The organism is Burkholderia metallica, assembly GCF_001718555.1.
Classification (GTDB): domain Bacteria; phylum Pseudomonadota; class Gammaproteobacteria; order Burkholderiales; family Burkholderiaceae; genus Burkholderia; species Burkholderia metallica.
On sequence record NZ_CP013403.1, the window covers coordinates 405,417 to 419,078 of the forward strand.

A 13,662-nucleotide genomic window follows, 5' to 3' on the forward strand; every position below is an offset into this window, starting at 1 on the left:
GCAGGGCGGTATCGCATGACGGACGCCGCTCGCCCGGACCCATCGTTCATCTTTCACCGGAGGCGAGCATGCCAGGTTTACTTCCCGATGTTGACCGCGAGGGGCTCCTCGAATATTCGGTGGTGTACACCGATCGCTCGGTCAACCATATGTCGCAGCGCTTTCAGGGCGTCATGCGCGACATCTCCGCCACGCTGAAAAAAGTCTACAACGCGAAGTCGGTCGTGATCGTCCCCGGCAGCGGGACGTTCGGCATGGAAGCCGTCGCGCGGCAGTTCGCGACGAACAGGAAGTGCCTGGTCATCCGCAACGGCTGGTTCAGCTTCCGCTGGTCGCAGATCTTCGACATGGGCAGCATTCCGTCCGAAACGACGGTGCTGAAGGCGCGCCCGGTCGAAGCGGGACGGCAGGCCGCGTATGCGCCGGCCCCGATCGACGAAGTGGTCGCCGCGATCAACGAACACAAGCCGGATCTGGTGTTTGCGCCGCACGTCGAAACCGCGTCCGGGATGATGCTGCCCGATGCGTATCTGCGCGCGGTAGCCGATGCCGTGCATGCCGTCGGCGGCATGTTCGTGCTGGACTGCATCGCGTCCGGCACGGTGTGGGTCGACATGCAGGCGAGTGGCGTCGACATCCTGATCAGCGCGCCGCAGAAGGGCTGGAGCGCGTCGCCGTGCTGCGCGATGGTCATGCTGAGCGCGTTGGCCCGCGAACGCATCGATGCGACGACGAGCACGAGCTTCGCGTGCGATCTGCGCAAGTGGCTGCAGATCATGGAAGCTTACGAGGGCGGCGGGTTCGCCTATCACGCGACGATGCCGACCGACAGCCTCACCACGCTGCGTGACGTGATGAAGGAAACCGAGGCTTACGGCTTCGACAAGGTGAAGGCGGAGCAGCTCGAACTCGGCAAGCGCATTCGTGCGTTGCTGGCGGACAAGGGGTTTCGGAGTGTGGCGGCGGAGGGGTTCGAGGCGCCGGGTGTCGTGGTCAGTTATACGGACGACGACGGGATTCGCACCGGGAAGAAATTCGCGGACGTCGGCTTGCAGATCGCGGCCGGGGTGCCGCTGCAATGCGACGAGCCGGAGGATTTCAAGACCTTCCGTCTCGGGCTGTTCGGGCTCGACAAGCTGCATGACGTCGACGGGGCGGTGGCGCGGTTCGCGGATGCGCTGGAGCGGGTCGTTTAAGCCGGCTTTCGGATCTGGCGAGGTCGTGGGTGGTGGACGGGGTACGTTCGCGGCCGGCCGCCTCGCCGGCGTGGTTGTCTCGTTCGATGTGCGGGCATGAGTTCACGAAGCGGATTCGATGTACCCATGCGCAGCGAGATAGTACGCCGAAGGCGTTCGGTGTGATCCGCGTGTCGGGCGGGGTGCTTGTTGCGCGGCGCGGGCGCACCACGTGACCGACCTTGCTCCAGCCCCGCCCCCGGCGTGACTCCAGACGCCCTCGGCAAGCAACGGTCAGAGATCCCCGCGCACTTCACCGGTTCCCAGCGCGCTTCGCTGCCGGTTGACTTCCGCCCAGAGCGCATCGCTGTCGTCGTTGCGCAGCACGATCATCCAGTCCAGTTGTTCGTCGGTCACGTCGAAGTATTCCCGGATTTCCCGGCGAACCTCGTCGACGAACTGCGCGTATTCCGGAGTTGCCTGGGCCCGCGCGTGCAACGCGTCGTATTCCGCGTCGTCCGCGCCGCCGCCGTGCTCGTCGATATAGCGCGAGATCCACTTGTCCAGTTCGTGGTCGTAATCGGCTTCGGCGCGCATTGCCTGCACGGCCGTCTCGAAATCCAGTTGCGCAAACGCGGCGATCGCCGCCGTTGTCGCCTCGTCGAAGGTCGTCGTCATTCCATCTCTCGTGTGGGTCGTTGCATCTCATCGCCAGCGGGTCAGGCCGCTCCGGGCGATGCGTTTTCCGGAAGCGATGCGCTGCCGCATTCCCACGAAATCCTTGCGCAACGGCGCATGGGAAAAGGTCTCGTGGACGGCGGTGATTTCGGCGACATGATATCGGAACCCGATCCCGGCATCGCTGACGAAGGGCGCAACCTGCGGGGGATGCCGTTCACGCATGATGGCAGCGGCCATCATTCGGGTGCCGACCTCGCTCCGGCGCAAGGCGGTGTCGCTGAACGACACGCGGAGCCGAGCCGCTACATGCGCTCATGGACGATGTGCCGCACGTTGGCCGCACACAACCGCAAACGACCCTTCGTTATATGAAGTAATAGCTGTAATTTGGCCTGAAATCTTCTATCCGTCGACTGGGGCTAGACTGGTCTCGCCTTGATACCCCCCCAAGGTGTTGTGTGTTCTCCGCTTGGCCCGCGCTTTCCGGTGCGGGCCAATTTTTCGCGCGGGCGCCGCGGGCGGCCGAAGCGCAGTTCGACCCAAGCCCGCCTCACCACCCGCTACCGCTGCGCATCCCCATAAGTCTCCCTGCACACCTCGCGCAGCGCGTCGACGAGCAGATCCCGCGCCGGCGCGCGCGAATCGGCGGTGCGGGTAAACAGCGCGATGGGCGGCAGCGTCCACACCAGCGAATAAGGCACGATCGCCACACCGGCGATCCGTACCAGTTCTTCCGCGATATCGGCGGGCACGATCGAGACGGCTTCGTCGCTCGACGCGATCATTTCGCCGATCAGCTTCGACGAGTAACTCTCGACGACCGGAACGGGCGGCGCGATGCCGGCCGACAGGAACAGGTCGGTCACCTGTTCGCGCATCGGCGTATGCGGCGCACCGAGAATCCAGTCGAGCGCGTGCAGCTTGTGCCAGTCGAGCGCGGTGCGGGCCAGTTTCGCGGCGAGGCGCCGGCTCGCGATCATGCGCGGCTGCTGCTGGTACAGCACTTCGAACGAGACCTGGCCCAGATCGATCGCCGACGACGCCCGCCCGATCACGATGTCGACACTGTGATCCCGGAGCTGCAACAGCAGCTGGTCGCTGGTGCCTTCGTGAATCGTCGCGGTCAGGCGGCGTTCCATGCGCGCCTGCAGCCGCTTGAGCGCCGCCGACAGCATCTGCCCGGAAATGAACGGAATCACGCCGATGTGCAGGTGGGCCGCATGCCCGGCGGCGACGGCCTCCATCTCGCGGGCGAGGTGGTCGAGATCCTTGATCATCGCCTTCGCCCGTTCGAGCACGACCGCGCCGAGCGCGGTGGGCCGCATCCCGCGCGACGAGCGCTCGAAAAGCGGCGTGCCGAACATGCTCTCCAGTTCGGACAACGCGTTCGTCACCGCCGGCTGGCTGCTGGCCATGTGCTCCGCGACGCGCGTCAGCGACCCGTGCTGCTGGATCTGCAGCAACAGTACCAGGTGCCGCATCTTCAAGCGGGCGCCCAGCCGCCTGACCACGTCGTTCGCATCGAAAATCATTGACTGGTCACGTATGCATCATGAAAAAGTGATGGGCCGATATTAAAACAGAATCATCACCTTATGGCAGATCCCTAGAATCCCCTTCATGGATCGCGCCGGGACTGGCCTGGCGCCCGTGCCCGGATCGAAAAACATGAAACAGACTGAGACACAGCAGCAGGCAGCGTTCGACTATCACGAATTTCCGACCCCGGGAAAGATCTCGGTCGTCGCGAGCAAGCCGCTCGTGACCCAGCGCGATCTCGCGCTGGCCTATACGCCGGGCGTGGCGGGCGTGTGCGAGGCCATCGCCGCCGATCCGCTGCAGGCGCACCGTTTCACGAGCCGCGGCAATCTGGTGGGCGTGATCACGAACGGCACGGCGGTGCTGGGCCTGGGCAACATCGGCCCGCTCGCGTCCAAGCCGGTGATGGAAGGCAAGGCCGTGCTGTTCAAGAAGTTCGCGGGGATCGACGTCTTCGACATCGAGATCAACGAAACCGATCCGGACAAGCTGGTCGACATCATCGCGGGCCTCGAGCCGACCTTCGGCGGCATCAACCTCGAGGACATCAAGGCGCCCGAATGCTTCACGGTCGAGCAGAAGCTGCGCGAGCGCATGAAGATTCCCGTCTTCCATGACGATCAGCACGGCACCGCGATCACCGTGGCCGCCGCGTTCATCAACGGGCTGAAGGTCGTCGGCAAGTCGATTTCCGAAGTGAAGGTCGTGACCTCGGGGGCCGGCGCCGCCGCGCTGGCCTGTCTGGACCTGCTGGTCGACCTCGGGCTGCCGGTCGAAAACGTGTGGGTGACCGATATCGAAGGCGTCGTCTACCGCGGCCGCACCGTGCTGATGGACCCGGCGAAGGCGCGCTTCGCGCAGGAAACCGATGCGCGCAAGCTGTCCGAAGTGATCGGCGGCGCGGACGTGTTCCTGGGCCTGTCGGTCGGCGGCATCCTGAGCGCCGACATGCTGAAGGCGATGGCGCCGCGCCCGCTGATTCTCGCGCTGGCCAACCCCACGCCGGAAATTTTCCCGGAACTGGCGCATGCGACGCGCGACGACGTCGTGATCGCGACCGGCCGTTCCGACTACCCGAACCAGGTCAACAACGTCCTCTGTTTCCCGTACATCTTCCGCGGCGCGCTGGACGTGGGCGCGACGACGATCACCCGTGAAATGGAGATCGCCGCGGTTCACGCGATCGCCGGGCTGGCCGAGGAAGAGCAGAACGAAGTCGTCGCGGCCGCCTACGGCGAGTACGGCGTGGCGTTCGGCGCGCAATACCTGATTCCGAAGCCGTTCGACCCGCGCCTGATCGTCCGTATCGCGCCGGCCGTCGCCAGGGCGGCGATGGAAGGCGGCGTCGCGACGCGCCCGCTGACCGATCTCGACGCGTACGTCGAGCAACTGCAGCAATTCGTCTACCATTCCGGCGCGTTCATGAAGCCGCTGTTCGCGACGGCGCGCCGGCTCGTGCGCGACGGCGGCAGGGCGCGGATCGTCTTTACCGAAGGCGAGGACGAGCGCGTGCTTCGCGCGGTGCAGGTGATCGTCGACGAGAAGCTGGCGCGCCCGATCCTGGTCGGGCGCCCGGAGGTGCTGCTCGCGCGCATCGAGCGGTTCGGCCTGCGGATCCGGCTCGGTCAGGATGTCGAAGTGACCAATCCCGAATATGACGAGCGGTTCCCGCAATACTGGGCGACGTACTGGGAGCTGCGTTGCCGCGACGGCATCTCGAAGGAGATGGCGCGGGTCGAGATGCGGCGCCGGCTGACGCTGATCGGCGCGATGATGGTGCGGCTCGGCGACGCGGACGGGATGATTTGCGGGACGGTGGGCGAGTACCACAACCACCTGCGGTTCGTCGACGAGGTGATCGGCAAGAAGCCGGGTGCGTCGACCTATGCGGCGATGAACATCCTGCTGCTCGATCAGCGCACGGTCGCGCTGGTCGATACGCACGTCAACGACAATCCCGATGCGGAGCAGATCGCGGAATTCACGATTGCCGCCGCGCGCCAGATGGAATGGCTGAACCTGACGCCGAAGGCGGCCCTGCTGTCGCGGTCGAACTTCGGCTCGGGGAGTGCGGCGTCGGGCGTGAAGATGCGCCGGGCGCTGGAGATCATCCGGGAGCAGGCGCCGGATATCGAGGCGGACGGCGAAATGCACGGCGACTGCGCGCTCGACGAGGGCCTGCGGTTGCGGCTTCTGCCGATGTCGCCGCTCAAGGGCGCGGCCAACCTGCTCGTTTGCCCGAACGTGGATGCGGGGAACATCGCGTACAACCTGCTCAAGACCGAGGCCGGCAGCAACGTGGCGGTGGGGCCGTTCCTGCTGGGCGTGAATGCGCCGGTGAACATCCTCACGTCGAGCGCGACGGTGCGGCGGATCGTGAACATGACCGCGTTGACGGTGATCGAGGCGAATCGCAACGCGTCTGCCTGAGCAGGCACCGGGAGGGGGGGACGCCTCCCAGCCATGCGCCGCGTAGTGGTATCCCCGTAGGGCGGGTTCCGCTGCGCGGTCGCTCGATCCGATGCTGCCGTGCATTTAATCAGTATCGCGTAACAATGGCCGATGCATGGCGCCCGGCACGTCGTGCCGGGCAACAATCCCGGCGATCTTTTAGGGCTCGCCACTTTCGCTATCGTCAGATAATTAGCTTTTATTTTCGTCTAAAATCGCGCTTCTTCTTACTTTTGGACGATATTTGTTTTGATTAAGCTGACGAAAAAACTCTCGCGCACGGCGATCGCCGCATGCGTTGCTTATGCCGGGCTCCTGCCTTTATCCCGGCCCGCCGAGGCCCAGGTCGAACCGCTGAAGAATCCCGTCTACGGTGTGACCCTCGACGATCTGACGAAGCTGGACGCGATCGTCGCGTCGCTGCAGAACCTGCCGTACAAGCCCACCGTGCGCGTCGTGTTCGATCCGGGTACGTCGGCCGCCGACTACTACGCACCGCTGCTGCGCCTGCACGCCGTCGCCTACGTGATGGGCGAAGTCTACGATTCTTACTATTTCCCGACGGATCTCGCGACGTATCAGGCCAGAACGCAGGAACTGGTGTCGCAGTTGAAGAACACCGTCGACGTCTGGGAGATCGCGAACGAAATCAACGGCGAATGGCTGCGCAAGAACCCGAGCGGCACGAACGCCGTGGTCAACGCGCAAGAGCAGCAGATCGGCCAGATGGTTGCGGCGGCCAACCAGATCGTCAAATCGAACGGCGGCAAGACGGCCATCACGCTGTACTACAACGACGACAGCAAGGGCAACAACTGCTGGGAGAAGCCGCAGGACTACTGGAAGACGTGGCCCACCGCGTTCCTGTCCGCGACGGTCCGCCAGCAGGCCGACTACGCGCTGTTCAGCTACTACCCGTATCAGGATTGCACGGGGCTGAATCCGACGTGGAAGAACGATTTCGCGGCGCTGGAAAGCATCTTCCCGAACGCGAAGGTCGGTTTCGGTGAAATCGGCACGTCGGACACCTCCGCGCCGGCATCGGTGCAGCAGAACCTGATCAAGACGTACTACCCGATGGTCGGCAGCATGAACGATCCGCGTTTCATCGGCGGATTCTTCTGGTGGAACTACGTCGAGCAGATGCTCCCGTATTCGACGAGCGCGTACTTCCAGCTGTTGCGTCAGACGATCATCACGCTCAAGGCACCCAACTAAGCGGCAAGCGCCCTTCGCGAGCCAGCGTCAGCGTCGCCTGTTAGAACCACAATGTCGCGCGTACCACGAGACCTCGTGCGCGTGCCGCTGACGTCAGCCCGAACCGGTATTGCACCGTGACATCCAGATAGCTTGCCGGCGCGCTATAGCGGCCCTCGCGAAACCAGTACCGAAACTGGATACCGGGCCCGGCGCCGATCGCCGTCTTCTCCGGCTGTCGATTGTCGTGATCGCCGGCCACCGCGGCATGCGGGTAGACCGTCAGCCGATCGCTGATCATCGGCACCCGCCACGTGTGCCCGTAACGCAGCTCCGAATAAATGATGTACCGGCCCGCGCTGATGAAGTACGCGCCCTCGACGTACGCCTGCCAGCTGCGCCAGCTCGGTTCGGTCACCCGCAGGTCGGTCCCGCCTTCCGACGAATAGCCGATACGCATCAGCCAGTCCGTCATCGACAGGGCGCCGACGTGGAACAGCCGCTCGGCGGTCAGCACGACGTTCTGGTCGGGCAGCGGCTTGTAGCGCGCGCCCACCGACCCCTGCACGGTCGGCATGCCGGTCACGTTGCCCGTGCCGTCGTAGGCCGTGCCGTATCCGCGTACGAAGAACTGGAAGATGCGGCCGTTCTGATAGCCGATCTTCGGCGGCTGCCAGTACACCTCGATACCCGGCTGCAACACGCTGATGGTGCCTTGCGGGCCGAACGCGGCCGACTGGTACGGCGCGCTCAGCACGAACCCCCAGGTGCGCTGAAGCTGCTCGACTTCCCGCCGATAGCCGAACTTGTGCTGCGCATCGAAGGTGTGTTCGTTTTCATCGGCGTCGAGGCTGTGTTCGAACAGGTCGATGGACTCGTCGTTCAACCCGATCCGCTTGGCCGCGTAGCCCGCGTCCGCGTAGTTCATCGCGTTGCCTGCGCCGCCCGCGAATCCTTCCCGGAATGCGTCGAGCGCCTCGCGATCCTTGTGGTCGCGCAGCAGGTCGTACGCGTCCTGCAATTTCTGTTGCGCGGCATTGTCCGCCGGCGCCTGGGCGGCCTGGTCTTCCTGCCGCGCCTGCGCGGCGATCGACGCGGCCATGTTGCGCTCGCCTTCGGTCGTCGCATCGGCGGCGGCCAGATCGGCCATGCGGATGGCGGTATCGCGGTCGCCTGCCTGCAGGCTCAACTGCGCGATACGCAACTGCACGACGGCCGATTTCTCGTCGGCCAGCGGCGCCAGCGCCATCCCGGCCTCGTGCGGACGATTCGCCGCGAGCGCGCTGTCCGACCACGCGAGACGCAGGTTGCGCTGCTGATCCTTGCTCCATTTTCCGGTGGCGACGGCAGCCGCGAAATCGCTGCACGCGACGTCGTAGTGCATCTGACGCTGCGCCAGATAGCCGTGCTGCGCGCGTACCGCCGCACTCTTCGGAAAACGAATGACCAGCGATTCAACCAGGGCGTCCGCTTCGTCGACTTTCCCTTCCCGGTGATACACGTCGACGAGCAGCAGCCCGAGCTGTTCGCTACCGGGCTGAAGCTTGATCGCGCGCGACGCATACGTTTCCGCGAGCGGCAGGTCGCCGGCATTGATCGCCTTGTACGCGCTGTCGGCGAGCCGGTAGGCTTTGGGCGTCAGCGGCGCGGCGGCGGAAGCCGGCGCATGCCAGGCCAGCGCCACCGCGATCGCCAGCGCGCTCAACCGTGCGCGGCGCTTGAGGCCGGCCGCGATCGCGGGTCTCGTCTGCTTCATGCCTGTTCTCCCGACGGTGTTCTCACGGGCGCGTCCTGTTGCGCCGCCGGGTCGCCGTCGCGTGCGCGTGCGATTTCGACGAAGCGGGAGTGCCGGGCGAGTTCGGCGGCAATTTCCGCGTCGCTCGCGATGAAGTAGGCCACGTTCGACCGCGCGCCCCGGCGCATGACGTCCTGTTCGTCCGGCGTGAGCGGCCGCCCGACCGCCACGTTCAGCGTGCCGTCCTCCGCGGTCGAAAACGGGACGGCGCGATACGCGTACTGCAGCTCGAATGCGAGCGAATCCGCGAAGTGGCCCACCGCGACGTTGCCGAGACTCACGCGCGGCAGCTCGGCCTGTTCGGCGATCGCATCCGCGAGCGATTCGGCGGATATCGCGCAGTCTTCCAGCAGCAGTTCACCCAGCCGCTTGCCGCAGGCCAGTTGCTTCTCGAGGCTGGCCTGCAATTGCTCCAGCGTGACCACGCCCCAGTCGACCAGAATCTCGCCGACTTTCTGGCGCATCTTCCCGAGCGCTTCGTTCGACAGATAGGTATGACTGGTCTTGTCCCATGCGATGGGCTTGCCGGTCGCCAGATGGCGGATATAGATGCGCCACGCGCGGCAAACCGCGTAGAAATTGATCAGGTTGTTGACGAACATCCGCGGAATCGACAGCAGCCCCTGGGTCGGGCCGTTCAGCCTGCTGACGAAATGAAAGCGCTGGGCGGCGCGCGCGAACAGCATCGCGGTGTTGATCCACAGCAGCGGCGCGACCCAGTCGCCTGCCATGACGAGCGGGGCGTGCACCGGGATCAGATGGCCGGCGCGCTGCAGCGCGCCGAGCAACAGGAAGTTGATCAGCACGCCGTACGCGACGACCGAAAACAGCGAGGTCAGGATGCCCTTGCGATCGTGGAAGAACAGGTAGCGGGTGAGCAGGTTGCCTTTCCATCCGAGTTGCTCCCAGCCCTGAAACGCAATGCCGAGGATCCAGCGCGTGCGCTGACGGTATGCAGTCCGGAACGTTTTCGGAAAATACTCGCACGTGGCGAGCAGGTTCCGGTTCGCGGCGCCGCCCGGTGCGCGCTTCTCCGCCGCGTCGCGCGTGAACCCCGACAACGGAATGCACGCGAAGGTTTCCTTCATCCCGAGGTCTCTCAGCCGGAAGCTGAAGTCGTAGTCCTCGGTCAGCGAACTGGTGTTGAACGGCGCGCCGTTGCGCTCCTTCATCGCCGCTTCGATCGAGCGCCTGCTGTAGCACGACGCGACGCCCGCGCCCGGGACGATGCCGGTCAGCCGGGCGCGCACCGGCACGTCCTTCTGGTGCGTCTCGCTGAAGTCGTCCAGATAGCATCCGGCGACGAACTCGTTCCATTTCCGCGGCAACGACAGCACGGGAAGCTGGACCAGGTCGCTGTCCGCGACCGCATGGTTGAGGTACTTGAGTTCGACCGGATGAATGACGTCCTCGCAGTCGTGCATCACGACACCCGCGAACTGGATGTGATGGACCGATTCGTAGCGCAGGATCGCTTCGATGATCCAGTTCAGGCAGTCGGCCTTGCAAGTCGGCCCGTCGTTCATCACCGTCGCGCGCGTGACGCGGCCCGGATACCTTCGGACCATCCGCTCGACCTCGGCCGTGGTTTCGGCATCGTTGTGATAAGTGCCGACGAATATCACGTACCGCTCGTACTCGAGAGTCGTCAGGGTGTTCTCGATCATCCTGGCGATCACGTCGTATTCCTTCCATGCCGGCACCATCAGCGCCAGATGGCGCTCTTCGAGCGCGCGCAGCATGCCGATATCGATCGTTTGCGATTTTTCACGGCGAAGGATGCGCCGGATTTCGAAGGACCAGTAACAGGCGTCCAGCGTGAGGTCATCCAGTGTGCTCACCAGGATGACGAGTGCGGTCACGATGGCGACAAGGTTGAGCGCATATAAATATGAACTCCAAATCATGTGATCCATCATTCTTTCCGCGCTTTTGTCTCGTACCGGATTGTTTCCCCTCGTATCGACGCAGGACGAAACGCTTTTCGTCCTCGTCGCCCCCGTCACGTCCACTTCGTGGCTTGCGCCGCGCGAATGCCGGCCGACCGGACGAGCGCCGTATGGGACGCGCGCTGCCTCGATGTGGCCTCGTTACGTCGCGAACGACGTGACGTATTCAGTGGGTGACTTTTCGACCGCCTGTTTCCCGCGTGCTTGCGTCGACGCTTGCGTCCGCTCTGCGCGCGGCGCGCGCCTCGCGGCACACTGCAGATGTAGCAAGTCGTGCGCCATCGCTGCGCGACCCTTGGCCTTGCGGGGTGTGCGAGGTGCCGCACAGGATCGGCTCGCCGAATGCCGATCAAACGTTTCAGTGCTGAAACATGCGGTCGCTCGAGCGAGCGACACGGCGTTCTCAGGCCCTTTGCCGGGCGGTGATCGCCACCTTCTGCACGCGTCATGCAACGCCTGCGGAGACCTGATGAACGGTTCGGTATCGAACCGGCAACACGGTGTGTCGGTCCCGCATTGCGCATGCATAGCAACCGCGGCGAGTGCCGCTTCGCGATTCGACGATGCGCGCTAATCGAATGGTTTTCCCCGAATCGTACGAACACGTTTATTACGTTCGTCCGATTTAATTCGCGACGCGGCTGCGTTGCACGTCTGAAACGTTTTATCGACGCATTTTCGAATCGCGTAGATACGCCGATTTCGCCGCCTTGGCGCTATGCCCGTTTGCGACGGATGGTACGGTTCTAGCTTGAAAGTCCAACCATCCCCGGCCGGATTTGTTCGTCCGGGTTCGAACGCGCAGCAGACATTCACGACATGACGCCCCGTAATCCGGATGGCGTTCGGCCGTGCCCGTTTCGTTAACGAGATGACCTTATTTTGCTTATCAAAGGATGAAAATCATGCCTTCGCATCGCAAACAATGTTTCAGGAACGGGTTGCGTACCGCCGGATCGCTCGCCGCATTGATCACTGCGCTCGTCTTCACTGTCGGCGTACAGGACGCACATGCGCAGCAGACGGGCGATGCGCCTGCCCTGAAGATCAAACCGCCGCCGCTACCGAACGGCTCGGCCCAGGTCAACCTGAAAGCGGGCATGTCCGACGAGGATTGGGAAAAAGCGTACAAGGAAACGGGCCGTCCGAAGTTCAGCAAGAAGTCGGTCAAGAAGTTAAACGGCAATGTGGAACGTGAGTAGGGAGAAACGGCCATGAAAAAGATCTTGCTCGTCATCGCCCTGCTTGCGGGACTCGCGCAAATGACATTGCCGGGTACCGCGCACGCGCAGGCCACCACCGCCCATACGCTCGTGCTCTACGACAATCCGGCCAACGATCCGTATTCGAAGCTGGGCCTGATGTACAGCATCATGCTGAGAAACCTGCTCGGCCACTTCAACGCGACGATCGATCTGGTGCCGATCCAGAACTACACGTCCGGCATGGTCGGGAGCCACGACGTGACGTTCTATGTCGGCGACTACTACAACAACCCGATTCCGACGGCGTTCATGACCGACGTGATGACCACCAAGAAGACGGTGGTCTGGTTCAAGTACAACCTGTGGCAGCTGGCCTGGAACACGGCCTACACGTTCAACCAGACCTTCGGGTTCAGCTTCGTGAGCCTCGCCGGGATGAACGCGACGCCGTCGTCGAGCAATCCGAATCCCGGCTTCTACGATACGGTCACCTACAAGAACCTGCCGATGGTCAAGTATTACGCGTACAACGCGTCGACCGGCGTGATCAGCGCGGATCCGGATATCGGCGTGACGCAGGTCCTCGATTCCACCAAGGCGCAGGCGCTCGTCACCATCAAGAACAGCAAGACCGGCGCAACCGCGCCGTACGTCATGCGCTCGGGCAATTTCTGGTACTTCGCCGACGTGCCGTTTTCCTACATCGGGCCGACGGATCGCTACCTGGTGATCTGCGACATCCTGCACGACATCCTGCAGACCAATGCGCCGGTGAATCATCGTGCGCTCGTGCGTCTCGAAGACCTCGACGCGTACACGACGACGAGTTCGATGCAACTGCTGACGAACTACATGTACTCGAAGCGGATCCCGTTCACGATGGCCACGATTCCGTTGTATACGGACCCGAACGGCTATTACAACGGCGGCGTGCCGGAGACGATTCATCTGGCGCAGGCAACCGGCCTCAAGAGTGCGCTGAACTACGCGCTTGCACGCGGCGGCTCGATCGTGATGCACGGTTATACGCACCAGTACGATTCGACGCCGAACCTGCTGAATGCGGTCAGCGGGAGCGACTACGAGTTCTGGTTCGCGGTGCAGAACCGGCCGGTCGACGAGGACTCGATCCCGTGGGCGGAAGGCCGGATGGCCGATGGCCTGCTGGAGTTCACGACCAACGGCTACAAGGTCGTCGGCTGGGCCGCGCCGCAGTACCAGATGTCGCCGGCCGCATCGTCGGCGACGGCGCTCACGTTCCCGACCACGTTCCAGCGGGCCGTGTACTACACGTCGACCAATCCGCAACTCGGAACGGGTGCCGCGAACCAGGATTTTTCGGCCGGGCAGTTTTTCCCGTACATCATCAACGCCGATTACTACGGACAGCGGATCGTTCCGGAGAACCTGGGCAGCGTGCAGTACAACATCTGCAACGTCGACAAATTCTCGTGCATCACGTACACGTGGCAGCAGATCGTGACCAATGCCAAGTATGGTCTGGCGGTGCGGGACGGTTTCGCGTCGTTCTTCTTCCATCCGTACTGGCTCGAGCCCGATCTCGGATTGCCGGCGTACCAGGACTTCCAGAGCATGATTACCGGCATTACGAATCTCGGCTACAAGTGGGTGGACGGCGCGACCGCCAAGTGAGCCCGGCGTAACGGCAG

10 protein-coding genes are annotated in these 13,662 nt (G+C 63.7%); 5 read left to right on the forward strand and 5 right to left on the reverse strand.

Features of this window, described 5'->3' with window-relative positions:
* Positions 1-68: 68 nt before the first annotated feature.
* Positions 69-1,196, forward strand: coding sequence for an aminotransferase class V-fold PLP-dependent enzyme (locus tag WJ16_RS21620; protein ID WP_069259134.1), 1,128 nt, complete (start codon positions 69-71; stop codon positions 1,194-1,196).
* A gap of 273 nt (positions 1,197-1,469) precedes the next feature.
* On the opposite strand, the gene WJ16_RS21625 is transcribed toward WJ16_RS21620, so the two are convergent.
* The 3 genes from WJ16_RS21625 to WJ16_RS21635 all read right to left on the reverse strand — a co-directional run bounded on the left by WJ16_RS21625 (position 1,470) and on the right by WJ16_RS21635 (position 3,388).
* Positions 1,470-1,853, reverse strand: a complete 384-nt coding sequence (locus WJ16_RS21625; RefSeq protein ID WP_069259135.1) for an ATP-dependent protease — start codon at positions 1,851-1,853, stop codon at positions 1,470-1,472.
* A gap of 27 nt (positions 1,854-1,880) precedes the next feature.
* Positions 1,881-2,144, reverse strand: a complete 264-nt coding sequence (locus tag WJ16_RS21630) for a hypothetical protein (protein WP_069259136.1) — start codon at positions 2,142-2,144, stop codon at positions 1,881-1,883.
* A 272-nt stretch (positions 2,145-2,416) separates the two neighbouring features.
* Entirely contained in the window at positions 2,417-3,388 is a 972-nt protein-coding gene (locus WJ16_RS21635; protein ID WP_069259137.1) for a LysR substrate-binding domain-containing protein, read from the reverse strand.
* 136 nt (positions 3,389-3,524) lie between these two features.
* Here WJ16_RS21635 and WJ16_RS21640 point away from each other — a divergent pair, with 136 nt between their 5' ends.
* Both WJ16_RS21640 and WJ16_RS21645 read left to right on the forward strand, forming a co-directional pair.
* Positions 3,525-5,825, forward strand: coding sequence for an NADP-dependent malic enzyme (locus tag WJ16_RS21640; RefSeq protein WP_069259138.1), 2,301 nt, complete (start codon positions 3,525-3,527; stop codon positions 5,823-5,825).
* A gap of 270 nt (positions 5,826-6,095) precedes the next feature.
* The gene (locus WJ16_RS21645) at positions 6,096-7,064 is read left to right on the forward strand and encodes a hypothetical protein (protein ID WP_069259139.1); all 969 of its coding nucleotides are present in this window, start codon (positions 6,096-6,098) and stop codon (positions 7,062-7,064) included.
* A gap of 40 nt (positions 7,065-7,104) precedes the next feature.
* Here WJ16_RS21645 and WJ16_RS21650 read toward each other — a convergent pair whose 3' ends face one another.
* Positions 7,105-8,799 carry an NfrA family protein gene (locus WJ16_RS21650; RefSeq protein WP_069259140.1) on the reverse strand — a complete coding sequence of 565 codons (1,695 nt, stop codon included), beginning with the start codon at positions 8,797-8,799 and terminating at the stop codon, positions 7,105-7,107.
* Positions 8,796-10,754 (reverse strand): glycosyl transferase family protein, encoded by a 1,959-nt coding sequence (locus WJ16_RS21655; protein ID WP_226263132.1) that lies wholly within the window; start codon positions 10,752-10,754, stop codon positions 8,796-8,798. The genes WJ16_RS21650 and WJ16_RS21655 overlap by 4 nt, the downstream gene beginning before the upstream one ends.
* 938 nt (positions 10,755-11,692) lie before the next feature.
* On the opposite strand from WJ16_RS21655, the gene WJ16_RS21660 reads away from it, so the two are divergent.
* Positions 11,693-11,989 (forward strand): hypothetical protein, encoded by a 297-nt coding sequence (locus WJ16_RS21660; RefSeq protein WP_069261075.1) that lies wholly within the window; start codon positions 11,693-11,695, stop codon positions 11,987-11,989.
* 12 nt (positions 11,990-12,001) lie between these two features.
* Positions 12,002-13,645 carry a DUF2334 domain-containing protein gene (locus WJ16_RS21665; RefSeq protein WP_069259142.1) on the forward strand — a complete coding sequence of 548 codons (1,644 nt, stop codon included), beginning with the start codon at positions 12,002-12,004 and terminating at the stop codon, positions 13,643-13,645.
* Positions 13,646-13,662: the final 17 nt, after the last annotated feature.

Coding starts and splice junctions, on each gene's coding strand:
- WJ16_RS21620 (WP_069259134.1), top strand. CDS start 69: ATGCCAGGTTTACTTCCCGATGTTGACCGCGAGGGGCTCCTCGAATAT.
- WJ16_RS21625 (WP_069259135.1), bottom strand. CDS start 1,853: ATGACGACGACCTTCGACGAGGCGACAACGGCGGCGATCGCCGCGTTT.
- WJ16_RS21635 (WP_069259137.1), bottom strand. CDS start 3,388: ATGATTTTCGATGCGAACGACGTGGTCAGGCGGCTGGGCGCCCGCTTG.
- WJ16_RS21640 (WP_069259138.1), top strand. CDS start 3,525: ATGAAACAGACTGAGACACAGCAGCAGGCAGCGTTCGACTATCACGAA.
- WJ16_RS21650 (WP_069259140.1), bottom strand. CDS start 8,799: ATGAAGCAGACGAGACCCGCGATCGCGGCCGGCCTCAAGCGCCGCGCA.
- WJ16_RS21655 (WP_226263132.1), bottom strand. CDS start 10,754: ATGGATCACATGATTTGGAGTTCATATTTATATGCGCTCAACCTTGTC.
- WJ16_RS21660 (WP_069261075.1), top strand. CDS start 11,693: ATGCCTTCGCATCGCAAACAATGTTTCAGGAACGGGTTGCGTACCGCC.
- WJ16_RS21665 (WP_069259142.1), top strand. CDS start 12,002: ATGAAAAAGATCTTGCTCGTCATCGCCCTGCTTGCGGGACTCGCGCAA.